The organism is Corynebacterium sp. (assembly GCF_030538285.1).
In the GTDB taxonomy this organism is placed as follows: domain Bacteria; phylum Actinomycetota; class Actinomycetes; order Mycobacteriales; family Mycobacteriaceae; genus Corynebacterium.
The window spans coordinates 1-25017 of sequence record NZ_JAUNUG010000034.1 but is presented as its reverse complement, the minus strand read 5'-3'; the positions used below and the strand labels follow the sequence as shown (position 1 = coordinate 25017).

Below are 25017 nucleotides of genomic sequence, written 5' to 3'. Positions count from 1 at the left end.
GTTTAGTTCGTGAAAGGAAATACCATGAAATTCCGTACCCTCACCGCCGTGATTGCCGCCTCTGGTCTGCTTGCCGCCTGCGCTGACGCCACCGCCGACAGCGATCCTGACGCCGCACTCGGTGTGCTTGCCGCCTCCACTCCGCACGCCGAAATCCTCCGCTGGGTCGATGAACAGGATGACTCCTTCGAGCTCGACATCTCCACGGTTGCCGGCGGCCCGGAGGCCAACGCGGCTGTGGCCAACGGCTCCGTCCCAGTCAACTTCTTCCAGCACGAGCCTTATCTCCTCGACTGGATCGATCAGACTGGAAAGGAGGGTGTCGAGGTGCTCGCCCAGATTCATATCGAGCCGATCTCGCTGTACTCCCAGCAGTATTCCGATATCGCCGATCTGCCTGACGGGGCCCGCATCGCCTTGCCGCGCAGCGCCAGCAACTTCGCGCGCGGCCTGCTGTTGCTGCAGGATCACGGGCTGATCACCCTCGACGCGGAACTCGATCCCGCGGCGGTGTCGCAGATTACGGTGGCGTCGATAGCCGAGAATCCGCACGGCTTCGAATTCCTGCCCATCGAGGACGAGTTGACCAGCCGCTCGCTCGATGATCCTTCCATCGCGGCAGCGGTGATCAACTCGAACTTTGCGCTCGAGGCCGGTTATGACCCGGCCGCGGACGGTCTCATCGCCGAGTCTCCCACCGACAATCCTTATGCCAACATCGTCGTCGGCGCTGAGGAATTCGCCGATGATCCGCGGGTGGTCGCGCTTGTCGACGCCCTCACCTCCCCCGCCACCTCCGAGTGGATCCGGGAGCGCTACGACTCGGCTGTCGTCCCGGTCCACGGTGAATAAAAGAACGCGGGCCACGGGCCCGTGACCTAACCTTTCCAGACAAATCAGTCTATTACTTTGCGAGGACATCATGACTCTGCCCATCATCTCCCTGCAGAAGCTTCTCGACGCCGACCAGGCCGAGATCGACCGCCTGCGCCAGGTCACCCACGAGATCGGCTTCTTCTATCTCGCCGACCACGGCGTGCCCGAGGATCTGCAGGCGGAGATGTTCGCCGTGGCGAAGGAATTTTTCGCCCTGCCCCAGGAGGACAAGGAGGAGATCGCGTTCACCGACAACCCGCATTACCGCGGCTACTCGCGTCTCGGTGAGGAACTCACCCAGGGCAAGACCGACTGGCGGGAGCAGATCGACTACGGGGCTGACCGTCCCGCCTGGACGGAAGGGTTCGAGGAGAATCCGTGGCGCGTCCTCGAGGGCCCCAACCCATGGCCGAGCGCCCTGCCGCGGATGCGGCCGCTCATCAACGAGTGGCAGGAGCGGCTCTCCGATGTCGGCCTCGAGCTGCTGCGCGCCTGGGCCGTGTCGCTGGGGCAGCGGCGCGACTACTTCGACGACATCTTCGACCACCCGCACCCGATGATGAAGCTCGCCCACTACCCGGCCCCGGCGAACGGGGAGGCGGGGCAGGGGGTCGGAGCGCATCACGACGCCGGCGTGCTCACCCTCCTGCTTCCCGAGGAAGGTTCCACTGGGTTGCAGGTGCAGCGCGACGGTGAGTGGTTGGACGTGCAGGCGCTGCCCAATCTGTTCATCGTCAACATCGGTGAGCTGCTGGAGGCCGCCACCGACGGCTACCTCATCTCCACCCCGCACCGGGTTCTGCCGTCCCCGCCCGGGACCGCGCGATTCTCGATCCCGTTTTTCCTCACCCCGAATCTGGATGCCCGTTTCCCGCGCATCGAGCTTCCTGAGGATCTGGCCGCCGCGGCCCGCGGCCTGGGCCGGGACATGAATGACCAGGAGATCTTCGACATCTCCGGGCTCAACACCTTGAAGTCGCGTCTGCGGGCCCACCCGGAGACCACCCGCCGCTACCACTCGGAGCTCGCCGCTACCCTGGGGGCATGATCTCTTCATTCGGCCGTCGTACCTTCTTCCGTGGCGCCGCGGTACTCTTTGCCGGCGCCGCCGTCACGGCCTGCTCCCGCAGTGACCAGGCCGAACCCCGCGGTTATGACGGTGATCCCCGTCCGCTGCCGATCCCGCCGCTTTACGAGGGAGAGCTCATCGACGGCCGCCGCCACTTTCATGTGACCACCCAGGCGGGTTCCGCCGAGATCCTCCCCGGTGTCGACACCCCGACGTGGGGTTTCTCCGGCGACCACCTGGGCCCGACCTTCCGGGCGCGCCGGGGTGAGGACATCACCGTCGACATCACCAACGAGCTCGATGAGATGACCACCATTCACTGGCACGGCATGAAGCTGCCCGCCTGGGCGGACGGCGGCCCGCACTCACCGATCGAACCCGGCGCCACGTGGGCCCCGGAGTGGACGGTCGAGCAGCCGGCCGCCACCCTTTGGTATCACCCCCACCCGCACGAGGTCACCGCCTTGCACTGCTATCGCGGCCTGGCTGGCATGTTCATCCTCGACGACGACGTCTCCGAGCGCCTCGACCTGCCCCACGAGTACGGGGTCGACGACATCCCGGTCATCATCGCCGACGCCAAGTTCCACGAAGACGGTCGCCTGGACGAGGAGATCGACCCCACTTTCGGACTCCTCGGCGATACCCCGCTGATCAACGGCATTACCAACTGCTCCTTCGCCGCGCAGACCCGCCGGGTGCGCCTGCGCGTGATCAACGCTTCCACGATGCGTTTCCACCACATCGCGCTTGCCGACGCCCGCCCCATCCACGTCATCGCCTCCGATTCCGGCCTCCTAGCCGCCCCGGAGGAGGTCGATTCCGTGCTGTTGAGCCCCGGCGAGCGCGTGGAGATCATCGTCGACCTCGAGCCGGGGGAGGAGGTTGCGCTCGAATCCGTCGGCCTGGACAACAACTTCGGCATTCCCACCGACGAGTACAGCCCCGACTTCGGCTTCGCCGACCAGTTCACCCTCCTGCAGATCACCGGCCCCACCGAGGACGCACCAGTACCCCGGGCTTTGCCTGCGGAGCTGGATACGGCGGCGTCGATAAGCCCGGACATGGCGGAGGCACCGCGCCGGGACTTCGTGCTCAACACCTTTGAAATCAACGGCCAGCTCATGAACATGAACCGCGTCGACTTCGTCATCGACCACCAAGGGCCGGAGTTGTGGACCGTCACCAACGAGAACTCGGACTGGCCGCACAATTTCCACGTCCACGACGCCCGTTTCCAGGTGCTCGGCTTCACCGACACCGACGTCACGGAGATGGCCGCCAGCGGCTGGAAGGACACCGTCTCCCTGCCGCCGGGCGCCACGGTGGAACTCGCCGTCGAATTCGGCTGGTACCCCGACAACACCATTCCCTACATGTTTCACTGCCACATGCTCATGCACGAGGACAACGGCATGATGGGGCAGTTCATGGTGGTTGAGGAGGGGCAGGAGGCGGCCCTGAAGCCGATGTCAGGACATGGGGCACACTAACGGGGGTAGTGCTGCCTGAGGGGGTGAGGGTGCTTGACTGCCGAATGACCTGGTGTTTATGCGGGTGAAGTGTGATGTGCGTCCGCGGATCGCTTGTGGCTACACCTTTTATCTGGGGGCCTGTTAAATTTGGTCCGTTAACTACCTGTATCTGCTGTGTCAGTCCCCTGAAGGGCGTCACTGTCGTGTAAAGCGGCCATTCTGACAGGGATTGATGGCTGGTATGGGGTTCGAGCACAGGCAAAAAGGAATTTCCATGTCTGCTCCACCGCTGCTGAAATCGACAGCCGCCCGGATCATCTCGCTGCTCACCGTCGTCATCCTGGTACTTTCCGGTCTCGTCTGGGCGAATGACTCCGCTCAGGCACAGGACAAGGGGCAGATTACCCTTGACGTGCAACCAGCGACCCCGTCAATCAGTGCGACAGAGATCGCCCAGTTTGAAATCCGCTGGGCGTGTTCTACGCCGAACACCAACTGCGATGGGGTGGTGATCACCGCGCCGATCCCCGAATTCGTCGACTACCCGGACATCTTTGTGGGTGGTACCCCGACGGGTGTGGCCTCTTCTGGTGGGTTCTCCGGGCAGCCGGTCTTCAACGCGCGGACCCGCATTATGACGTGGACGATGAACAACCCGCTGCCGGCGGGCTCCTCCGGTTCGCTGTTCTACCGTATCCAGACCCCGGCGGGCACGGTTCCCAATGAGTCTGAGTTTGTGCTCACAGCGACCGCTGAGTCGACCAACTCCGACACCGTGGTGGCCGATAACGCCGCTAATCCCGTCATCGTGCGTTCCCAGTATGACCTGGTTGCGGATAAGCGCCGTGCCAACGCGTTGGCAGATCCGTTGGTCGGATCCGAGGTGACGTACTCCGTGTGGGCTGGCGACAGGCGACATTTCACCCCTTCGACCGGACGCGGCGGTAACGGGCAGCTCGGCCCGTACAACCTCAGTGGGGAAAGGCGTGACGGTCTCTGGAACCTCATGAATGTCACGCTCACCGACACCCTGCCCGAGGGCGCGGAATTCGTTTCTGCGACCGGTGGTGGTGAATATGATTCCGAAACACACACTGTGACGTGGCCGCCGTTTGATTACGCGATTCAGCGGGCCGACGGGACGTGGGGTGCCAAGGGAGACAACGCATCGGGTGTTCCGCCTTTCCACTACCTCACTGTCCGCTACCCCGCCGATAAGTTCCCCGCCGGTGAACCGATCGAGAACACCGTCAACGCCACTGCGCACCCGTTGTTCGCGGAGGATGTGGAAGTCACGGCCTCTGAATCTGATGTTGCTACCCCGGTGGGTGACTCAGGCGCTTACGGCGGCTCCTTCAGCAAGGGATACGGCTCCGCGCATAACCGCAACACCAACCGCGGCACGGTGAACGGGGCCTACTTCGGTTTCAATGGTTCGAATACCTCTTCCGTGCCTCTCGACGTCCGATTGAACGACCACTTGCCCTGCATGCTCACCTCTCCGGAGGGGCCGGGGTGCGACACCCCCGCGATGAAGGTCAATCAATTTACCTGGTCTGCGCTCTCCTGGGGCGAGTACACCCTCCGCTGGGAGACCACCACCGGTGTTTCCAACGGTAGCGAGGACTTCAGCCTCAACGGGTCCCGTTCCGTGGTTTTCACCCCTTCGCTGGAGCCCGACGAGACGATCACCTCCTTCTACGTCACAGGTAGCATCCCGGCAGGATCCACTTACTCCCTGACCGTGCACGGCACCGTCGTGGATGAGTTCCCTCTCGAAAGGCCGGAGGGATTCAGGTACCAGAGCCCGATCCTCAACGGCGATCAGCCCTCTAACCTGCGCGAATACGCCACCCGGGGAATGTGGTTGGAGAACTGCGTGAGCGAAGACTCCGGCCTGTACCACGACAACGAGCGTGTCGTAGGTCCCGGCGGAGCTGATGCAGGGACAAATTCGCGTTGTGGCTACATCCGTGTGAACCCCGATGCGCCAATATATAGCGTCACCAAGAATGAGCTCTTCATCAACCCCGGTGGACAGTCGACCCTGCGGGGAGACTTCAGTGTCCATGCTTCCTCTCCCAAGGATGTCCGCCCAGTCATTACCGAGCTTCTTCCGGAAGGTTTCACCTATGTTCCGGATACGTTTACGTTCCAGAACAATCGCTACGTCCCGCAGGATGAAGCGGACGTGGAAGTTATCGACAACTTCAATAACACTGGCCGCCAGCTGGTCCGGGTCTCCTGGCCTGATGAGTACTTCTTCCCCCGCCTCACGAGACTTAACGTGGCCCTCACCTTCGATATCGAGGCCGAACGGGGTCTGCCGGCTGGCAGCTACACCAATGACATTTATGCCTTCGACAAGCTGATTCCCAACCGTAACGATCCCTTTGCGGCCAAGACTCACTGCACAACAACGGCGCAGACCACTGAGTTCAACGCTGATGATGACCGGGCAGGCATCTATGGGTCCGTGTACGGCGGTGAAGGCAAGATGTTCGGCTGTGGTGAGCAGGACAAGATCACCGTTGTCGAACAGGCCTCTATTGACGGCACGAAATGGGTCAAGGGCTCCCCTCCGGATGATCGCTTCCATGCGGCCCCGGAAATTGGCGTTGTTGATGGCGGCGAGAACGCCCAGTACCGCCTTGACCTCTACAACTCAGGTTCTGTAGCTATCAAGGACATCGTCCTCTATGACATTCTCCCGCATGTCGGCGACACCGGCGTACTGGTTAATGATCAGCAGCGCGGTTCCGCATGGTCGTCCACTTTGGCGAAGGCTGTCCAGGCCATCCCAGGTGCCACGATTTCTTACTCGGCGTCATCTAATCCGTGTCGACCAGAGGTGTTTCCGGACAATGACGGTTGCGCCGATGACTGGAATACCAACCTGAATGCGATAGGTCGACTCAACGTCAAGGCCGTCAAGGTTGTCTTCGGTGATGCGCAATTGCAGCCTGGTGACACCTGGTCCGCGAATCTGGAGATCACAGCCGAGGAAGGCCGGGGAGGTATCGCCTGGAACTCCTTCGCAGTAACCGGTAAGAACGCCGTGAATGAGGTGCCCCTCCTCCCGGTGGAGCCGGCGAAGGTCGGTCTGGCGGTCCCGGTTGAGGTTGATTTGTCGAAGGTGACTGACTCTGAGGGCGTGTACCGTCCGGGTGATGAAGTCGCGTGGAATATCGAGGCTCTGAACCATGGTCCTGGTTGGGCCACCGATGTGTTCATCGCTGATGAGCTGCCCGCCGGGGTGGAGTACGTCAGTTCCACCGTGGAGTACGGCTATTACGATGATGCCGAAACATGGGTGAGCACCGGCACGGGCACCAGCACGTTTGATCAGAACACCGGCAGTTGGAACCTGGACCAACCGCTTCGCCCTGCCAATAACCAGTACACCGACGGTTCCACGGCAGTCGATGTGGAGGCCACGGCCGGCGATTCTGTCGAGGCCGAGCCCACACCGCCAGGTGAACTGCCGGAACCGACGGCCGCCCGCCTCAACATTGTCACCAAGATCAAGGAAGGCACCGAGGGGCAGACGATCTGTAACAACGTCACCCTGACAACCGCGGACCTCAACCGCGGTGACAGTGATGCGCAAGCGTGCATCACCGTTGGCGTTAACGTGACGGGCACCATTTGGGATGATGTGTCCGGTGAGGGCAATATCGGCGACTCGGAGGATCGCCTTCGTGGAGTCACCGTGTCGCTTCTCGACGCCAAGACCGGCGAGCCCATCCTCGATCGTTATGGTGATCCGATTACCGCCGTCACTGATGATGAGGGTAACTATGTCTTAAGCGGTGTTGCGCAGGGCAACTACACCGTCTCCTTGGACCCCGCCACCCTGCCCGAAGGCGAATGGGTCAACACCTTCGATCCTGACGGGACTGGCACCCCGAATGTCACCGCCATCACGGTGGGGGATCAAAACGTCGCCGAGATCAATTTCGGTGTCACAGGGCCGTCCACCATCGGTGATTTCGTGTGGGTGGACACCAACGGCAATGGTGTCATCGATGAAGACGAAGAGCCGATGGAAGGCATCACCGTGAGGCTTCTCGACGCCACCGGCGAGGAGATCTCCACGACCACGACCGACGAGGATGGCAGGTACTCCTTCACCGGTCTTCTGCCGGGTACCTACCAGGTGCGCTTCGATGTGCCCGCCGGCTATGCGCCGACAGAGGGTGATGATTCGGTCGGGGCGACTCCCGCGCCCATCACCATCCAGGGTCGTTCCTCCCAACTGGACCAGGACCTCGGCTTGCGCGGCATCGGTGAGATCGGCGACACCGTGTTCATCGACGACGAGACCAAAGCCGGGATCCCGAACATCACGGTTGAGCTTCTCGACGCCGATGGCGAGCTGATCTCCACCACCACCACCGACGATGACGGCAAGTACCTGTTCAGCAACCTGCTGCCCGGTGCCTACCAGGTCCGTGTCACTGATCCTTCCAATGACAACATCACCTATGTTCCCGTGGGGCATGACATGACCTTGCCGGTGGTTTCGCTGACTCCGGAGAACATGGTCAATGTGGACCAGGACTTCGGTTTCCGCCCGCTCAACCCGGTGACCCTCAGCGTGGAGGCAAAGGCTACAGCCAGCTACACAGAGGCATACACCTGGGAGGTAAGCAAGACCGCCGAAAAGGAGCGGGACGAGATCCCGGCGGACCAGACTGCTGCCCCGGAGTTCACCATCACCGCCACCCCGCAGGGCCCGACCTTGGCGCCGGTGCCGGAGTCGGCGAAGTTCACCGCGACGGTGACGCTCACCAACAACGAGGCCACCGCCGCCACGGTCACCAACCTGCAGGTTAACGCCGCAGACCTGACCTGTGAGCCGGCCACCAGCGAGGATGTCACTGTCCCCGCCAACGGCACCGCCACCGTGGAGGTCACCTGCACCGGTCCGGTGCTTGACGGCCAGACCACGGTCGCCGACATGGAGGCAGCGCTCAAGGACATCACCCTGACGGCCACCGCCATCCAGGCTGGTACGGGCACCCCCGTGGCCCAGTCCACCGGCAACGTCACCGAGGCAACGATCAGCCACGATCCGACAGGCGACACCAACGCCAGCGTCGATGTTGTAGACATCTTCAACGACGGTGAGCCGGAGACCATCGGGACGGCTACGGCAGCTGAGGGTGTCCAGGAGTTCACCTACACCTCGGATGCTCTCACCCCGACTGCAGGTCAGTGCGACCCGTACAAGAACCGGGTCGAGCTGACCTCGGGTGATGACGTCCTTGCCACCGATGAGGCCACCCACACCCTCTGTGCTTCCGGTGCCGCAATCCCGGAGGCAGAAGTCGAGGGCACCTTCGACCGCATCTACGGCTGGGACATCACCAAGGAGACCGTCTCCGCGCAGACGGTGCCGCTGGAGGGCACGAGCGATAGGGGTGTGAGCATCGACTACCGCATCACCACCACCGAGACCCCGGCCACCCAGGCCAACCACAGCTACACCGCTGTGATCACGGTGGATAACCCGGATGCGGCCGGCATCTCCCCGATGCTGGTCAACGTCACCGCCACCTCGGCTGCCTTCGGCGCCTGCACCGTCATTGGTGGCGAGAACGCGCAGATCGATCCGCAGGGCAGCAGCCAGTTCGCGGTCACCTGTGACGTTCCGGATACCTACACCGAGGATCTCACTGACACTCTCACCTGGGAGGTCACCCGGGTTGATGCCTCTGGCCAACCGGCGATCAGCGGCACGGTGGACGTCAGCGGTACGGAAATTCCCTTCAATGAGGCTGTTGTGGTCTCCGACCCGAATGCCACCGATGAGACCCGGGAATACACCTGGCAGGACGGAACCCAGGCCTACACCTGGGATCTCACCTGGGACGGCGATGGTGTGCGCATTATGCCGAACCGCTGTGTCTCCGTGCTCAACACCGCTCAGCTGGCCGCTGTCGGCGACCAGGCCCACGTCGATCAACTTCCGGCGGGTGTGACCACCTCGGATCAGTTCTGCAACGCCGGTATCTCCGGGCACATCTTCCTCGATGAGGAGCGCACCGGTACCGACCTGGGTGGCAAGCCGATGTTCAACGGTGAGGTCACCGTCCGCCTCATGAACGACGTCGGTGAGGAGATCGCCTCCGTGACCACCACCAACGGCCTGTTCAACTTCGGCGGCGTCGATACCGGCACCTACTACGTCGAGTTCGACGCCCCGGAGGGCCACGGCTTCTCCCCGCAGGTCAACACCGACGGCAACCGCATCGGCGAGCCGGGAGTCACCGACGCCGGCTCCGCAGACGGGTCCGACGCCACCGTCCGCACCCCGTCATTCACCATCGGCGGTGACAACGACAACACGCCAGCCAACATCGACGCTGCAGTGTTCCCCCTCAAGCCCATTGAGTTGGACATTGACGTCGAGGCTGCCGCCACCTACGCCAAGGCGTATGAGTGGGAGATCACCAAGACCGCCGATCCGACGGCCGCCACCCTACGCCCGGGAGCGGAGCAGGAGATCACCTACCAGGTGACCGTCGACGCTGAGGAGACCATCCGCCCGCTGGCCACCAAGATCACCGGTACGCTCACGCTCACCAACCCCGAGCAGCGTGAAGTCACCCTCGGCGAGATCACCTTCGAACCGGAAACGTGTGTGATCGATGGCGACCCCGTCGAGAAGCTCGGTGCCGGCGAGGAAATCACCGTCGGCTTCACCTGCGAGGTGGAGATCACCGGGGCGTCGGAAAGCGAGATCAAGGAGGCCCTCGAGGCCATCGAAATCACCGCCACCGTCGGCGCCACCACCGCCACCGGCAGCGATGACGACGTTGAAGTCACCCACGATGAGGCCGCCGACAGCGGCACCGAGGGGACCCTGGAAGATGTGCTGCGCAGCGAAGGCAAGGAGGACATCGTCCGCGATGAGGTCGAGCTGAGCGTCGCCGACCTGCCGCGGACCATCGACTACACCGTCACCCTCACCAAGGATGAGCAGGAGACCGAGGTCTGGACCAACGAGGCCACGGTCGGCGAGGTCAGCGCCACCTCCACCGTCACCCTCACCCGAGAGGCCGCGGGTGCGGTGACCGGCACCTTGTGGAACGACGTCAATAGGGATGGCGCCATCGACGAGGGCGAGCAGCGCCTCGAGGGCCTCGAGCTGGAGCTTATCGACGCCGCGGGCAACCGCATCGGCAATATCGCCACCACCGATGCCGACGGCAACTACACCTTCGACGACGTGCCCGCCGGCGACTACTTCGTCCGCGTGCTCACGGTGCCGGAGAATATGAAGCTCGTCGCTGATCCTTCCGGTATCGAGGACCCGGAGCTCATCTCCGCGGTGAGTGTCACCGCGGGTGAGACGACGGATGCGCAGAACTTCGGTTTCGCCACCACCCTCGGCAACGTCACCGGCGTCATCTGGCATGACGCCAACCGTGACGGCGTCGTCGACGGCGATGAGAACGGCATCCCGGGCGTGGAGGTCGAGCTTATCGACGCCACCGGCGCCCAGGTCGCCACCGTCACCACGGGAGAGGACGGTTCCTACTCCTTCACCGACCTGCCCGCCGGTGAGTACACCGTCCGCGTGGCGGAGACCCCGGAGAACTGGGAACTCGTCGCTGATCCCGAGGGAATCGACACCCCGACCCTCGAATCGACCATCCAGGTCGAGGAGGGGGAGACCGTGGAGAACCAGAACTTCGGATTCGATACCGAGGTCGGCGCCGTCAGCGGCTCCGTCTTCGATGAGGGCACCGGACTGGGTATCCCGGGTGTGGCGGTTGAGCTCACAGACGCCACCGGTGCGGTCATCGCGACCGTACTCACCGGTGATGACGGCAGCTTCTCCTTCACCAACGTTCCCGTCGGTGACTACACCATCGAGATCGTCCACCCGGCCGGCTACGTCCAGTCCTCTGGCCCGGACGGACTGCTACTCACCTCTAACGTCACCGTCGTGGCCGGTAAGGAGGTCACCGATCAGGACTTCGGTTTCCGCAAGTTCACCCCGAACGGCAACGTCTCCGGCACCCTGTGGGATGACCAGAACAACAACGGGCTCCTCGACTCCGGTGAGCCGGGGCTGCACCGCTGGGTGGTGGACCTCATCGATGAGACCGGTGCGATCGTGGACACCACCACGACCGATCTCGGCGGTAACTATGAGTTCACCGTCCTGGAAGGCGGGACCTACACCGTCCAGGTGAGCCCGTCCGCCGGGTGGCAGCAGACCGCCGACCCGGACGGCCCGGCCACCGGTGCCCTGGCCTACGACTTCCTCCTCGCCGAGGGAGGCGAGCGTCACGGCTTGGACTTCGGGTTCCACAACCCGGCCACCCCGCCGCCGGTCACCCCGGGATCCTCGGATGGGTCGATCCTCATCCCGCTGATTATCGGCGGTCTGATCGGATCCTCCATCGCCGGATCCTCGGTGTCTGATGGTTCCTCGGTGCCGACCCCGGTTACCCCGGTTCCGGCTCCCGAGGTGGAGATCCCCGCGCAGGACACCCCGGACGTCCCGGACACCAAGGACGTGCCCGATACGAAGCTGGTCCCGGAGAAGGGCGAGCCGGGCAAGCAGGCACCCGCCCAGCCGGGCAAGCCGGTCAAGTCCAGCCCGCTGGCTAACACTGGTGCGAGTGTCATCGGCTTGGTGATTGTGGCCCTGGTCCTGGCCGGGCTGGGAGCGCTGTTGGTGGTGCGCCGGAGGAAATAGCCACTGACAGACTGAAGGCCCCCTGCTCTTGGAGCAGGGGGCCTTGGTCGGTGGTATGGGCCGGTTTCCTAGATGGAATGGATCGCCGACTCCTTGAGTAGTTGCAGCCGAATGCGCTTGGCGGTTTCCATGTGATCGCGTGCGAGTTCTTGCGCGCGATCGGCGTCCCGGGACTCGATGGCAGCCAGCAGTTCAGCATGTTCGTCCAGTGAGCTCTCCCAGCGGTTGTCCACTGCCAGGGTGGGGCGAGGGGAGTGGATGAGGTGGCTTTCTAAACGTTCGAGCAGATCGATGAGGACGGGGTTGTGCGTCGCCGCCCAGATCGCCTCATGGAATTCCAGGTTGGTGCTGAGCATCTGCTGATCTGTGGGATCCTCCAGAGCCCGGTCGCGGGCAAGCAGCCCCTCCAGGCGCAGCAGCTCAGTGAGCTGGTGGGAGCGGGCGGCCTCCGCGGCGGCAGTGGCCTCGAGCTTCACACGCAGGTCATAGACCTGAATGACACGCTCCGGGTCCGTGCGGGGAATCTCCAGCCCGCGGTCCCGTCGCACCAGCAGCTGTTCTTGCTGGAGTCGCGTGAGGGCGGAGCGGATCGGGGTGCGGGACACCCCGAAACGCTCGGCCAGCGGGATCTCCTTGAAGGGGGTCCCCGCGGGATGCTGGCCTGTGAGAATCTCATCGCGCAGCACCGTGAAGATTTGGTCGGAGTCGATCTTCCGCCCGCGAGGTGCGCTCATTGTCTTACTCTCTTTCATGCCGGTGACCGGTACCGGAAAGGCCTGGAACACCGCATTCTACCTGTCAGGCCAGCGAGCCGGCCCTGCGGCCGAAGACACAGCCCGCGGCGAGCCCGGTACCGCCCGGGTAGTTGGTGCTGAACAGTCCGCCCAGCATCTCGCCGGCCGCGTAGAGTCCCTCGATCCACTCGCCTTTATCGTTAAGCACCCGGCCGTGGGCATCAGTTTTCACGCCGCCGAAGGTGAAGGTAATGCCGCAGGTCACGGGGTAGGCGTAGAAGGGCCCGCTTTCCAGGGGGACCGCCCAGTTGCTCTTCGGGGGAGTCACGTCCGCGTTCTTGCCGTCCTTGACCGTCGGATCGAAGTCAACATCGCGGTTGACCGCGGCGTTGTACTCCTCGATGGTGCGGACAAAAGCCTGCTTGTCGACGTCGAGCTTCTCCGCCAACTCCTCGATGGTGTCGGCCTGCTGGACGGAGATACCCGGCATGTCGTACTCCTCGGTACGCAGCATCGGGCGGATGGTGGAGTCATACACCTGGTAGGCCAGCGACCCCGGCTGCTGCAGGATTTCCTTGCCGTACTTCGCGTAGGTGTAGTTGCGGAAGTCCGCACCCTCGTCGAGGAAGCGCTCGCCATCACGATTGATGAGCAGACCCAGAAAGTAGCTCTGGCGCGTCAGCCGGTTGGTCAGTTCCCGATTCGACTCGTTGTCCGCGCACAGGGCGTCCCACTGCACGCTGTGGCAGGTGTGGAAGTCGCCGCCCTCGGCTGCTCCGATGTCCTGGGCGGCCGCGATCATGTCACCCTGGTTGTACGGCGTGCCACGGACCTTGGCGTTCTCCCAGCCCTCGCCGAGGTGTTCACGGCGCCACTCGGGGTTGGACTCGAATCCGCCGGCTGCCATGACCACAGACTCGGCGTAGAGCTCAACCTCGCCGTCCTCGGTATCGGCGCGGACCCCGATCACCTTTCCGGAGTCGTCGGTGATGAGGGAACGGGCGCGATGGCCGTAACGGATATCGACGCCGTGCTCGAGCGCCACGCGGGTGTGGTCCTCGATCATGCCTTCTCCACCGCCGACATTGCCCACATGCAGGCCACCCCAGAACAGGTAGCTGCCGTCCGGGCGCTCGTACGCCTGGCGCTCGTACATGAGGCGGTACTTCAGGCCGAGGGACTTCAGCCACAGCAGGGTCGGGGTGATTTCCTCGATGAGGACGTCGGTGAGAACCGGATCGTTGCGACCTTCAGTGACCTTCTCTAGATCAGCGCGATACTCCTCGGCGGAGTACGGGGGAACGACGGTGTCAGCGTGGCGTGGGTCCTCCTCGACGAGGGACTTCAGGTCCTCCAGTCCGTCGTGGACGATGCGGGTGGCGCCGGCGGTGTAGAAGCTGTTGCCGCCGGCCATGTTCTCGGTGCCGCGCTCGAGGAGGATGACCCGGCGGCCTCGGGTGGCGGCGGCGTGGACGGCGCTGAATCCCGCGTTGCCGCCACCGACGACGATGACGTCCGCATCGTTGGAGCGGGTGTGATCAGTGGACATGTGGTTCTCCTTCGTGAGGGTCCGGTTGACGGTATCCAGAAGTGTACAGCTGTATACAAAGACTTGTCTACTGTTTCCTGATTTCTTCTTGTGGCGTGGCGCGGGAATGAAGGGTGGAGGTCATCAGGGTTGTTCTGGGTCATATTTCCCTATTGCTATGACGTGAATCATAGTGTACGACTGTATACAACGCGGGAGGCAACGTGTCTCTCCGGACTAAAAGAGCCAGGAGGTTCAACATGGCAAAGCAGGTGAAGCTGGGCTTGTTCGCCGTGGTGGTGGTGATCGTCGCGGCCCTGGCGTTCGCGAATGCGGCGTCCAGCGGCGGCATCAGCACCGCCAGAAGCAAACTCACCCTGATTGCCCCCGCCGCCCCCGGCGGAGGTTGGGACGGGTTCGGCCGTGAAGCACAGCATGTGATGCGCGCGGACGGCATCGTTAACAACCCGCAGGTGGTCAACATCCCCGGAGCCGGCGGCACTATCGGGTTGAGTCAGTTCGTCCAGGAGGTGGGACGCGAAGATCTCATCATGGTCACCGGCGGTGTCATGGTGGGAGCCATCGAACTGTCCAACAGCACCACCGGATTCGACGACGTCACGCCGTTGGCCCGCATGGCCGACGACTACTCGGTCCTCGTGGTGCCGGACAGCTCGCCGTTTAAGACCTTGGACGATTTCCTCGCGGCGTGGACGGTCAACCCCGGTGGCAATTCCATCGGTGGCGGCTCCCTCGGCTCCATCGACCATCTCCTGGGCGGCCTGCTGGCACTGGAACTGGGTATGGACCCCAAGAGCGTCAACTACGTCGCCTACTCCGGTGGCGGTGAAGCCCTCAACTCCTTGCTCTCGAACACCACAGCCGCCGGAATCTCGGGCTACAACGAGGTCAGGGATCAGATCGAAGCCGGGAACCTCCGAGCGCTGGCCATTTCCTCAGAAGAGCGTCTCGCCGGATCCGATGTCCCCACCTTCATCGAGCAGGGGGTTGATGTCTCGATGTCTAACTGGCGTGGGTTCGTCGCGCCCCCGGGCATCTCCCCGGAGGCGGAGGCAGAACTCCTGGCCATCGTCGATGAGCTGCGCAACAGCGACGACTGGCAGGCCGCCGTCGAACGCAACAGCTGGATCGACACGTATCAGACCGGCGAGGACTTCACGACGTTCCTCGCCGAAGAAGTAGAGACAGCACAACAGGTAGTGAAGGAGCTTGGACTGTGACACACCACGACATTGACCCCCGCCCGACCGCCGGCACCGATCCGGCCGAGGAGCACCCCGAGCTGGGCCGCGCGCACCGGTGGGGCTGGCTCTCCGGCCGCAGTGAACTCGGTTTCGTGCTCCTCATCGTCATTGTCGCGACGTGGCTGCTTTTCGGCTCCTTTTCCATGGAGGTGCTCGGGCAGTCGCGGCCGGGCCCTCAGTTCTTCCCGCTGGTGGTCGCAGGCATCCTCTACGTCGCTGCAATCGCCATCACGATCTCCGTGGTCACCCGGCCGACCCTGCCGGACGGTGAACCCCACCCGGGCCGCGGTAACTTCTCGCCTGAGTTGCTCATGGACATCTCCGACGTGGACGGGGAGCGCACGCGGCGCCGCTACAGCAAGTACACCGACGACTATGCGACCTACTCGGACTGGGCGACCGTCGGCAAGGTTGTGGGCGGCGTGGTCCTGTTCATCCTGCTTCTCCATCCGGTCGGCTGGATCATCAGCGCGACACTGTTGTTCTGGATCGTCGCCTGGGCGCTCGGTTCCCGTCGCCCCCTCCTCGACATCGGCGTAGCTCTGCTCTTCGCCTCCGTCATTCAACTCGCATTCAACGCCGGGCTCGGTCTGCCCCTCCCGGCCGGCTTCCTGGAAGGACTGCTCTGATGGACCAGCTCTCATTGTTATTCGATGGCTTCGCCAATGCCATCACCCCCGCGAACCTGTTGTGGGTGTTCCTCGGGGCACTGCTTGGAACGGCGGTCGGTGTCCTCCCTGGACTCGGATCCGCCATGGCTGTTGCCCTACTTTTGCCCATCACGTTTTCTCTCGACGCCACCGGCGCCTTCATCATGTTCGCCGGTGTCTACTTCGGTGGACTGTTCGGTGACTCAACCGCCGGCATCCTGCTCAACACCCCCGGAAACTCCTCAGCTATCGCCTCCACTTTTGAGGGGCACAGAATGGCGAAGAACGGCCAGGCGGCGAAAGCTCTGGCCACCGCAGCTCTGGGTGCCTTCACCGGTGGCCTGATCGCCACCTCCCTGGTGGTGTTCTTCGCCCCGACCCTGGTCCGCCTGGCCACCCTTTTCGGCCCCGCCGAATACTTCGCACTTGCCGTCGGCGCGTTCTTGGCGATCTCAGCGGTCGTCGCCGAATCGGTGTTCCGCGGGCTCGCGGCCCTGGCGATCGGCCTGGCACTGGTCCTGGTCGGCATCGACGGACCCAGTGGCACCTCCCGCTTCACGTTCGGTTCGCCTGAGCTTTTCGACGGTATCTCCATCATCGTCATCACCGTCGGACTGCTGGCCCTCGGCGAAGTGCTGCGCGTGTCCTCCCGCATCCACCGGGAGGAGAGCCCCATCCAGATCCAGCCCAAGGGCTTTGCTCGACTCAGCGTCAAGGACTTCCGGGCGGCCGCCCCGGCCTGGCTGCGCGGCACAGCCTTCGGTGCGCCTTTCGGCCTGATCCCGGCCGGCGGCTCCGAGGTGCCGACCTTCCTGGCCTACGGCACAGAGAAGCGACTGGCCAAGCGGGCCGGCGACACCGAATTCGGTACCACCGGATCCATCAAGGGACTGGCCGCCCCGGAGGCGGCAGGCAACGCCACGGCCGGTACCGCCATGGGTGCGCTGCTGGCTCTCGGACTGCCGACCTCCGCCACCGCGGCCATCATGCTCGCCGCCTTCCAGCAGTACGGTATGCAGCCCGGCCCGCTCCTCTTCGAGCGCAGCGGAGACATGGTCTGGGCACTGTTGGCGTCACTGTTCATCGGCCTGGTGGTGCTGCTCATCCTCAACTGGTCCTTTGCACCGATGTGGGCCAAGCTGCTCAACATCCCGCGCCACTACCTCTACGCCGGCATCACCATCCTGTCGATGCTCGGCGTGTACGCCATCAGCTCCTCCACGTTCGACCTGTGGCTGGTGTTGGGACTGGGACTGCTCGGCTTCATGATGCGTCGCTACAACATCCCCGTCGCCCCGGTTCTCATCGCCGTGGTCCTCGGCCCTCTGGCGGAGACCGAACTGCGCCGCGCGCTCGCGGTGTCCGAAGGGGATCCGTCCATCCTCGTGTCCAGCCCGTTCACCATGGTCATCTACGGTGTGCTGGCCATCGCCCTGGCGGTCAGTGCCGTCCAGCATGTCCGCCACATCATGGCCAACTCACGGAAGAAGGACGATGTCGCCGTCGACGACACCGCCCTCCATGTGTAGCTTCCCCGCCAGGACCTGGCCAGTAGACCTCTGATTCTGAGTCGGAATCGAAGACTAATTCTGACAAGATCGCAGCACCGCCCCGTCGCACCACGTGCTCTTCCCCGGAGACTGCACTATCGCCCCTTCTACTACGGCCGCAGCAGTGCCCCGGGCGGTGACGTTCTCCGCGGCGATCGCTGCGGGGACGACGGCGGTCGGCCAGGAGGAGGGCTTGTCGACGCCGAACAGGGCTGCCTGGTCGACCTTCTTGCCGATCGCTTCGACAAGCAGCGGGCGGATCTCGTCCCACAGGGGGACGTCGGAGTCCGCTACCAGGGCGTCGGGGATCGGGACGATGACGGCGAGCTCCTCGGCGGTCATGGTGACGTTCTCCCACGTGGATTCCGTGGTCTGCTTCAGACCAGTGTCTCCTTCCACCCAGTAGGCCTCGGGCAGGGACGCAAGGACCGGCTGCTTGGTCTTGGCTGAAGACATCGGGACGCGGCGAGCGCGTTCCAGGATGACCGAGGACGAGGGGGCTTCCTTGAGGATGGTGGTGATGACCTGGCCGGGCAGCATCGCGTCAGTGAGATCTGCGCGCCCGACAATGTTGTCAAAAGCCATGGTTGACTTTCTTTCTCGACCCAGTAGGGGTCAGGTTGGTGTTCGGGGTTACTTGCCGAGAAGCTGCTTGCGCAGCCAATCAGCCTCCTGCAGTGGGGCGCCACCGGAGTTCTCGCCGGCGACGACCACATCTGCGGGAGGAGTGTTGTTGGTGGAGGCCTGTGCGAACGCTTCCTTGAGTGCTGCGGCGTGCTCGGTGAGCTCCTCGACGGTGCTGCCGCGAAGCAGTTCGACGGGCACACCACTGTCGGCGACGAGCTCAGCGCGTTTCGAGGCAAGGGCCATCTGCTGGTTCTCCGCCTCCAGGGCGGCGATCCGTTCGGCGGCCTTCTGCGCTTCGGTCTTGTTCGCGTCCTCCGCCTCCTGGTACTTCTGCGCCAGGGGCTTGTACTGGTTGCGCTCGGTGCGGTACCGGGCGGCCTCGCGACGGGTCTTGTCCAGCTCAGCCTGGAGCTGCTCGACCGTCACGTCCTTCTTGCCCTCGGCCTCCCCGGCACCGGTACCCGCTGTGGCCTCGGGGGGTTTCAGGGGTTTTGGCGGGGGTAGTGGTGGCGGGCTCTGTGGTGGGTTCAGACATTGTTCCTCCTGGAAACACATGCGGTTATGACACAACCCCGCCACCACCTGGGTGAGAATGCGGGGGTCAGCGGAAGACAGAGGAGTCGAACCCCACGTAGATCACTGCGTCGCCGGCTTTCGAGACCAGCTGGCCACCATGGCCTTGCCTTCCATGCAAAAGCCCGGCACGCCACCAGATGGTGGGGCCGGGCTGTAGAGAGTCGAGGGGTGCTGAACTAGGCGGTGGGTACGCTGCCAGTTCGGATCGTTTCGGCGCACTGTCGTGCATAGTGTCCGAGGTCGCCGTCTCCGAGGTAGTTCAAGACGCTCTCCAATGTGCTCTTGTCGATCAATACATCTTCGGACGCGGCTATCGTGATTGCACTGAACAGGGCTGATTCGAATTCGCCCTGCGCTCCGGGGGCGTCAACCAGCAAGCTGTAATCATCGGAGGCAGACCGAAGGGCAGTGCCGTATTGGTTGATGAAGTCGTCGAAAAACTGATACTCGTCTTCGATCGCTCCCAATTTGGCCACCACCTATCTCGAGTAGAACACGTCAACGAACTTCTTATCGTTACGATGTGGGCTGCTTACCTGCCCAAGTTTACCATCGGGTCCAACTTCCATAACGCCTTCGCCTCGCTGAGGATAGGCGGTGATGAGGCGAGGTGCTTTTCCAGGGAGGATGACCCATTCCGCATGGATGAGGACGCCATCAACGTCCTTCCTGACGACGCGCTTGGCCTGGCCCACTTTCGCGGGCCGGTACTCATCCGGGTCGTCAATGGTGTCACGGACAGCGTCCATGATCTTCTGATCACTCCAATGCTCCGGGAACACCGTCGCTCCTGATCTCTCGGATCCCCAGCGGTGGCCCTTCCGGTCCGACCTGGTGTGCGCCTCCCTTCCGTGATCGACGGGTGAGTCGCCCAGTGGAGGCAGCGGGTTCCTGTCGGTCCACCCGAAGAGGATGTGGCCGGCCGCGCGGGTGTCCAACGGTGGCAGAGGTTCGACCTGGCCGAAGATGCTCCTATTGGCAAAGTAGGAGTACTTCGGCAGCTCCAAGCCCGGGATCGGCGGGAACCGCACCGGATCGTCGCTACCCGTCTTTTCACGGCGAAGATGAACGATCAGTTTCCTCCATTCCGCTCGCTGGCGGGCCGCTCCCCAGCTGGGATGCAATGTCACGCCGACGTTGTTCATCCAGATCTCGTTGAGCTTTTGAGCAACCGGGGATGGAGACTATAAGCCTGGAGATGCCACCATGCAGTTGGAGGCGGACCGCGTCCAGCGCAAGTATCGTTTGGTGCTGGCGACGATCCGCGGTCGCTACGTGGAGAGCGATTTATATCCGCTTGCGCTGTGAACCTGCACTACGGCATGGGAAGATTTCCCGCGTTTCAGGGGCGGAAAACCTCCGATAATTCCACGACACTAGAGACTCTTTCCCACTCTTTTACGCTACTTCCGTCACGGTGGGGAGAACATGGAAAAACCCCAGTGACCTGCCGCGCAGCAGGTCACAGGGGGTGTGACGAAAGCTTCCCCGCCAGGACTCGAACCTGGAAAGCTGGTACCAAAAACCAGAGTGTTGCCAATTACACCACGGGGAAAGGCGTAGATAAGCGTACCTGACCCGCGGCTGTGGACTAAACACCGGCTCGGGATAGGCTGGTGGGCATGGTTCGACAGCGCATGACGGGCAAGGAACGTCGGGAACAGCTCATTTCGATTGGCCGTGAGGTGTTCGCTGAGCGGGGTTTCGAGGGTGCCAGTGTGGAGGAGATCGCGGCGCGTGCCGCGGTGTCCAAGCCGGTCGTCTACGAACACTTCGGGGGTAAGGAAGGGCTGTACGCCGTCGTCGTCGACCGGGAGATGATCCGCCTGGAGCAGATCATCACCCAGGCGCTGTCGCAGGGCCGGTCGAAGGTACGCATCGAGCAGGCTGTCATCGCCCTGCTCACCTATGTGGAGGAGGAGACCGATGGTTTCCTCATCCTCGTGCGGGATCTGGTGCCGGGGCAGGACCAGTCCTATGCGACACTGCTCAACACCGCGGTGGGGCAGGTGTCGCATATTCTGGGCCGTTCCTTTGAGAACCAGGGCCTGGATCCGGAGGTGGCGATCCTCTACGGCCAGGCGCTGGTGGGCATGGTGTCCATGACTGCGCAGTGGTGGCTGGATGAGCGCCAGCCGGCGAAGGAGGTCGTCGCGGCGCACATCGTCAACCTGTGCTGGAACGGGCTGGCCAGGATGGAATCGCATCCGAGCCTGTCGGCCGAGGTGCTGGGGGAGAAGCAGTGACCCCGATGCTTGCCGGCCTGTTGAAGTCGGCCGCCCAGGATCCGAAACTCAAGGGCCTGCTGAAGAATGTCGGCGAGCCCCGCCTGCATCTGGAGGCCGCCGATCAGGTCCGACCGTGGGCGATCGGTACTCTCGCGCAGCGCGCCCCGGTGTTGTTGGTCACCGCCACGGGCCGCGAGGCGGAGGACCTCACCGCCGAGCTGCGCGCCATGATCGGCGACCAGGTCGCCTGGTTCCCCTCCTGGGAAACACTCCCGCACGAGCGCCTCTCGCCCGGTGTGGACACGGTCGGCCAGCGCGCCCGCGTCCTGGACATGCTTATCGACGCCCGCGTCCAGGTCGTCGTCACCGCCGCCCGCGGTTTTTCCCAGCCGCTTCTGCCGGAGGTGGAGGGGCGCGCCCCGGTGCGTCTGAAGGTGGGGGAGGAGCATGACTTCACCACCCTGGTGGAGCAGCTCGTCTTCCGTGCCTACTCCCATGTGGACATGGTGGCGCGTCGCGGTGAGTTCGCCACCCGCGGCGGCATCCTCGATATCTTCCCGACGACCGCCGAGCAACCCGTCCGCGTCGAGTTCTGGGGCGATGAGATCACTGAGATCCGCCAGTTCTCCGTCGCCGACCAGCGCACCATCCCCGAGGTCGAGGTGCCGGGCTTCGATATCTACCCAGCCCGCGAGCTCCCCATCACCGAGGCCATCGCCGCGCGCGCCCGCGAGCTGGCCACCCGCTACCCGGGCAATGCCACCCTGGTGGAACTGCTCAGTAAAATCGCCGACCGGATCCCGGCGGACGGTATGGAGGCGCTGATACCGGCGCTCGTCGATAAGCAATTGGTGACACTGCCGGACCTCATGCCTCAAGGCACCCACATTGTGCTGGTCGGGCCGGAGAAGATCCGCACCCGTATCGCCGACCTGGAGGCCACGGACGCGGAGTTCCTCGCCGCCGGCTGGGAGGCCGCCGCGATGGGAGCGTCCGGGCCGATCGCCGTCGAAGGCCTCGACCTGGAGTCCTCCTCCTACCGTTCCTACGAGGCGCTCGAAGCCAGCACCAACCTGCCGTGGTGGACGATGGACATGCTCCACGGCGACGACGCGCAGACCCTGCCCCTGGATTTCGAGGCCGCCCCCGCCCCCCGCGGCGACATCAAGCAGATCGCCGAGATGATGGCCCTGCTGCGCGCCCACACCACCTCCGGGGGCCGCGCCGCCTTCATCGCCCCCGCGCCGGGAGCGATCAAGCGCATGACCGAGCGTTTCGCCGAGGCGGGCGTGCCCTCACGCGTGGCCACACCCGGGTGGGAACCCTCCCCCGGGGAAGTGACCCTCTACCAGGCGCTCAGCCACGCCGGGCTGGTGTTCAAGAATGTCGTCGTCATCACCGAGACAGACCTCACCGGCAACCGTGTGGGCGATATCGCCGGCGCTAAACGACGCCCTGCCCGCCGCCGCCACCGCGTCGACCCCCTGGCACTGAAAACCGGCGACTACGTCGTCCACGAAACCCACGGCATCGGGCGTTTCCTCAAGATGGCGGAGCGGACGATCAACGCGGGGGACGAGACGTCGAGACGCGAGTACATCGTCCTCGAATACGCCGCCTCCAAGCGCGGCCAGCCGGCCGACCAACTGTGGGTCCCCATGGATTCGCTCGACCTGCTCTCGAAATACTCCGGCGGCGAATCGCCGACCCTGTCGAAGATGGGCGGCTCCGACTGGAAGAACACCAAGAAGAAGGCGCGCGCCGCCGTCCGCGAGATCGCCGGCGAACTCGTTGAGCTCTACGCCAAGCGCCAGGCCGCGCCGGGCCATGCCTTCGCGCCCGACTCGCCGTGGCAGAAGGAGATGGAGGACAACTTCCCCTTCGTCGAGACCGAGGACCAGATGCTCGCCATCGACGCGGTGAAAGAGGACATGGAGTCCACCACCCCGATGGACCGCGTCATCGTCGGTGATGTCGGCTACGGCAAGACCGAGGTCGCCGTGCGTGCCGCGTTCAAGGCGGTGCAGGACGGCAAGCAGGTCGCCGTACTCGTGCCCACCACCCTGCTGGCCCAGCAGCACCTGTCCACTTTCGTTGAGCGCATGGCCGGGTACCCGGTGAATGTGCGCGGCCTGTCGCGTTTCACCTCGACGGCCGAGTCGAAGGAGATCATCGCCGGGCTGGCTGAGGGGACGGTGGACATTGTCATCGGCACCCACCGCCTCCTGCAGACCGGCGTGCACTGGAAGAACCTCGGCCTCATCGTCGTGGATGAGGAGCAGCGCTTCGGCGTCGAACACAAGGAGCACATCAAGGCGCTGCGCGCGGATGTCGACGTGCTCACCATGTCCGCCACCCCCATCCCCCGCACCCTGGAGATGTCGATGGCCGGCATCCGGGAAATGACCACCATCCTCACCCCGCCCGAAGACCGCCATCCTGTGCTCACTTATGTCGGTGCGCAGGAGGACAAGCAGATCGCCGCGGCCATCCGTCGTGAGCTTCTTCGCGACGGCCAGGTGTTCTTCATCCACAACAAGGTCGCCGACATCGAGAAGAAGGCCCGCGAACTGCGCGACCTCGTACCCGAGGCCCGCATCGTCGTCGCCCACGGCCAGATGTCCGAGGAGATCCTTGAGCGCACCGTCCAGGGTTTCTGGGACCGCGAGTACGACGTCCTGGTGTGTACCACCATCGTCGAGACCGGCCTCGACATCGCCAACGCCAACACCCTCATCGTCGAAAACGCCCACCACATGGGCCTGTCCCAGCTCCACCAGCTGCGCGGGCGCGTCGGCCGCTCCCGCGAACGCGGCTACGCCTACTTCCTCTACCCCAAGGGTGCGACACTGACCGAAACCTCCTACGACCGGCTAGCCACCATCGCCCAGCACAACGACCTCGGCGCCGGCATGGCTGTGGCCATGAAGGACCTCGAGATGCGCGGCGCTGGCAACGTCCTCGGTGCCCAGCAGTCCGGGCATATCGCCGGCGTCGGCTTCGACCTCTACGTGCGCCTGGTCGGCGAGGCCGTTGAGGCATACAAGGCGCTGGCTTCCGGCAAAGTGGTAGACGCCACCGACCAGGGGCCCAAGGAGATCCGCATCGACCTGCCCGTCGACGCCCACATCCCCGAGACCTACATCAACTCCGAGCGCCTGCGCCTGGAGGTCTACCGCAAGCTCGCCGCCTCGACGTCCGAGACGGATCTCCGGCTGGCGGTCGAGGAGATGGAGGACCGCTACGGCCCCGTCCCCGAAGAAGTCTCCCGACTGCTCGCCGTCTCGCGCCTGCGCCACCAGGCACGGCGCGCCGGGATCTCCGAGATCATCGTTCAGGGCACCCGCATCAAGATCGGCTCCGTGGAACTGCCCGACTCCCGGCAGGTGCGCCTCAAGCGGCTTTACCCCGGCTCGAACTACCGCGCCGCGGCGAAGGCCATCCAGGTGTCCTTCCCCAAGGCCGGGCGCGGTGCCGGGCAGCCCAACCTCCGTGACCTGGAGCTGTTGCAGTGGGTCGCCGATTTCCTGTCGAAAATGTTCGATGTGGAGGAGGTGGACGTCTCCGGCGGGGCGCGACAGTCTAACGTCTTCTCCGTCTCGGAGTAGGGCGGTGTGTCGCCGGGGCGGTTTTTCTGTGGATAACTGTGGGTTATCCACAGGCCGGGTTGTTTGCTTATCGACGCCCGCGTGGTCGGCGGTTATCGTCCGGGGCATGAAC

The 25017-nt window shown here is 63.9% G+C and carries 15 protein-coding genes and 2 tRNA genes; 9 read left to right on the top strand and 8 right to left on the bottom strand.

What is annotated here, in order from left to right; genetic code table 11:
• Positions 1-24 precede the first annotated feature (24 nt).
• From Q4G50_RS10910 to Q4G50_RS10895, 4 genes are all read left to right on the top strand, one after another.
• On the top strand, positions 25-852 hold the full coding sequence (locus Q4G50_RS10910; protein WP_303377692.1) for a MetQ/NlpA family ABC transporter substrate-binding protein: 828 nt from the start codon (positions 25-27) through the stop codon (positions 850-852).
• 70 nt (positions 853-922) lie between these two features.
• Positions 923-1924 carry an isopenicillin N synthase family oxygenase gene (locus Q4G50_RS10905; RefSeq protein WP_303377691.1) on the top strand — a complete coding sequence of 334 codons (1002 nt, stop codon included), beginning with the start codon at positions 923-925 and terminating at the stop codon, positions 1922-1924.
• Complete coding sequence (locus tag Q4G50_RS10900) at positions 1921-3438, top strand: multicopper oxidase family protein (RefSeq protein ID WP_303377690.1); 1518 nt, start codon at positions 1921-1923, stop codon at positions 3436-3438. Before Q4G50_RS10905 ends, Q4G50_RS10900 begins: the two co-directional genes overlap by 4 nt.
• A 256-nt stretch (positions 3439-3694) precedes the next feature.
• Positions 3695-12139, top strand: coding sequence for an SdrD B-like domain-containing protein (locus Q4G50_RS10895; protein ID WP_303377689.1), 8445 nt, complete (start codon positions 3695-3697; stop codon positions 12137-12139).
• A 68-nt stretch (positions 12140-12207) separates the two neighbouring features.
• Here the strand turns inward: Q4G50_RS10895 and Q4G50_RS10890 are convergent, their stop codons facing one another.
• Together Q4G50_RS10890 and tcuA are read right to left on the bottom strand one after the other, a co-directional pair.
• On the bottom strand, positions 12208-12873 hold the full coding sequence (locus tag Q4G50_RS10890) for a GntR family transcriptional regulator (RefSeq protein ID WP_303377688.1): 666 nt from the start codon (positions 12871-12873) through the stop codon (positions 12208-12210).
• Between the two features lie 64 nt (positions 12874-12937).
• Positions 12938-14422: an FAD-dependent tricarballylate dehydrogenase TcuA gene (tcuA, locus tag Q4G50_RS10885; protein ID WP_303377687.1), complete on the bottom strand. Its 1485-nt coding sequence runs from the start codon at positions 14420-14422 to the stop codon at positions 12938-12940.
• A 239-nt stretch (positions 14423-14661) separates the two neighbouring features.
• On the opposite strand from tcuA, the gene Q4G50_RS10880 reads away from it, so the two are divergent.
• From Q4G50_RS10880 to Q4G50_RS10870, 3 genes are read left to right on the top strand one after another with little or no spacing between them, the layout of a single operon-like run.
• Positions 14662-15642: a tripartite tricarboxylate transporter substrate binding protein gene (locus Q4G50_RS10880; protein WP_303377686.1), complete on the top strand. Its 981-nt coding sequence runs from the start codon at positions 14662-14664 to the stop codon at positions 15640-15642.
• The gene (locus Q4G50_RS10875; RefSeq protein WP_303377685.1) at positions 15639-16295 is read left to right on the top strand and encodes a tripartite tricarboxylate transporter TctB family protein; all 657 of its coding nucleotides are present in this window, start codon (positions 15639-15641) and stop codon (positions 16293-16295) included. Before Q4G50_RS10880 ends, Q4G50_RS10875 begins: the two co-directional genes overlap by 4 nt.
• On the top strand, positions 16295-17845 hold the full coding sequence (locus tag Q4G50_RS10870) for a tripartite tricarboxylate transporter permease (protein WP_303377684.1): 1551 nt from the start codon (positions 16295-16297) through the stop codon (positions 17843-17845). The genes Q4G50_RS10875 and Q4G50_RS10870 overlap by 1 nt, the downstream gene beginning before the upstream one ends.
• Before the next feature lie 54 nt (positions 17846-17899).
• Here Q4G50_RS10870 and Q4G50_RS10865 read toward each other — a convergent pair whose 3' ends face one another.
• The 6 genes from Q4G50_RS10865 to Q4G50_RS10840 all read right to left on the bottom strand — a co-directional run bounded on the left by Q4G50_RS10865 (position 17900) and on the right by Q4G50_RS10840 (position 20624).
• On the bottom strand, positions 17900-18451 hold the full coding sequence (locus Q4G50_RS10865; protein WP_303377683.1) for a phage major capsid protein: 552 nt from the start codon (positions 18449-18451) through the stop codon (positions 17900-17902).
• A 48-nt stretch (positions 18452-18499) separates the two neighbouring features.
• Positions 18500-18919 carry a hypothetical protein gene (locus Q4G50_RS10860; RefSeq protein WP_303377682.1) on the bottom strand — a complete coding sequence of 140 codons (420 nt, stop codon included), beginning with the start codon at positions 18917-18919 and terminating at the stop codon, positions 18500-18502.
• 179 nt (positions 18920-19098) lie between these two features.
• A tRNA-Ser gene (locus tag Q4G50_RS10855) sits at positions 19099-19181 on the bottom strand.
• Between the two features lie 64 nt (positions 19182-19245).
• Complete coding sequence (locus tag Q4G50_RS10850; protein WP_303377681.1) at positions 19246-19548, bottom strand: hypothetical protein; 303 nt, start codon at positions 19546-19548, stop codon at positions 19246-19248.
• Positions 19549-20214, bottom strand: a complete 666-nt coding sequence (locus Q4G50_RS10845; protein WP_303377680.1) for an EndoU domain-containing protein — start codon at positions 20212-20214, stop codon at positions 19549-19551. It abuts the gene before it with no gap.
• A gap of 338 nt (positions 20215-20552) precedes the next feature.
• Positions 20553-20624 (bottom strand) — tRNA-Gln (locus tag Q4G50_RS10840).
• Positions 20625-20691: 67 nt separating this feature from the next.
• Between Q4G50_RS10840 and Q4G50_RS10835 the strand changes: the two genes are divergently transcribed.
• Both Q4G50_RS10835 and mfd read left to right on the top strand, forming a co-directional pair.
• Positions 20692-21315, top strand: coding sequence for a TetR/AcrR family transcriptional regulator (locus tag Q4G50_RS10835; protein WP_303377679.1), 624 nt, complete (start codon positions 20692-20694; stop codon positions 21313-21315).
• 5 nt (positions 21316-21320) lie between these two features.
• On the top strand, positions 21321-24905 hold the full coding sequence (mfd, locus tag Q4G50_RS10830; protein ID WP_303377701.1) for a transcription-repair coupling factor: 3585 nt from the start codon (positions 21321-21323) through the stop codon (positions 24903-24905).
• The last annotated feature ends 112 nt before the right edge of the window (positions 24906-25017 follow it).

What these genes read in the sequence shown, in the direction of transcription:
- Q4G50_RS10910 (WP_303377692.1), top strand. Translation starts at nt 25, where the DNA reads ATGAAATTCCGTACCCTCACCGCCGTGATTGCCGCCTCTGGTCTGCTT.
- Q4G50_RS10905 (WP_303377691.1), top strand. Translation starts at nt 923, where the DNA reads ATGACTCTGCCCATCATCTCCCTGCAGAAGCTTCTCGACGCCGACCAG.
- Q4G50_RS10900 (WP_303377690.1), top strand. Translation starts at nt 1,921, where the DNA reads ATGATCTCTTCATTCGGCCGTCGTACCTTCTTCCGTGGCGCCGCGGTA.
- Q4G50_RS10895 (WP_303377689.1), top strand. Translation starts at nt 3,695, where the DNA reads ATGTCTGCTCCACCGCTGCTGAAATCGACAGCCGCCCGGATCATCTCG.
- Q4G50_RS10890 (WP_303377688.1), bottom strand. Translation starts at nt 12,873, where the DNA reads ATGAGCGCACCTCGCGGGCGGAAGATCGACTCCGACCAAATCTTCACG.
- tcuA (WP_303377687.1), bottom strand. Translation starts at nt 14,422, where the DNA reads ATGTCCACTGATCACACCCGCTCCAACGATGCGGACGTCATCGTCGTC.
- Q4G50_RS10880 (WP_303377686.1), top strand. Translation starts at nt 14,662, where the DNA reads ATGGCAAAGCAGGTGAAGCTGGGCTTGTTCGCCGTGGTGGTGGTGATC.
- Q4G50_RS10870 (WP_303377684.1), top strand. Translation starts at nt 16,295, where the DNA reads ATGGACCAGCTCTCATTGTTATTCGATGGCTTCGCCAATGCCATCACC.
- Q4G50_RS10865 (WP_303377683.1), bottom strand. Translation starts at nt 18,451, where the DNA reads ATGGCTTTTGACAACATTGTCGGGCGCGCAGATCTCACTGACGCGATG.
- Q4G50_RS10845 (WP_303377680.1), bottom strand. Translation starts at nt 20,214, where the DNA reads ATGAACAACGTCGGCGTGACATTGCATCCCAGCTGGGGAGCGGCCCGC.
- Q4G50_RS10835 (WP_303377679.1), top strand. Translation starts at nt 20,692, where the DNA reads ATGGTTCGACAGCGCATGACGGGCAAGGAACGTCGGGAACAGCTCATT.
- mfd (WP_303377701.1), top strand. Translation starts at nt 21,321, where the DNA reads ATGCTTGCCGGCCTGTTGAAGTCGGCCGCCCAGGATCCGAAACTCAAG.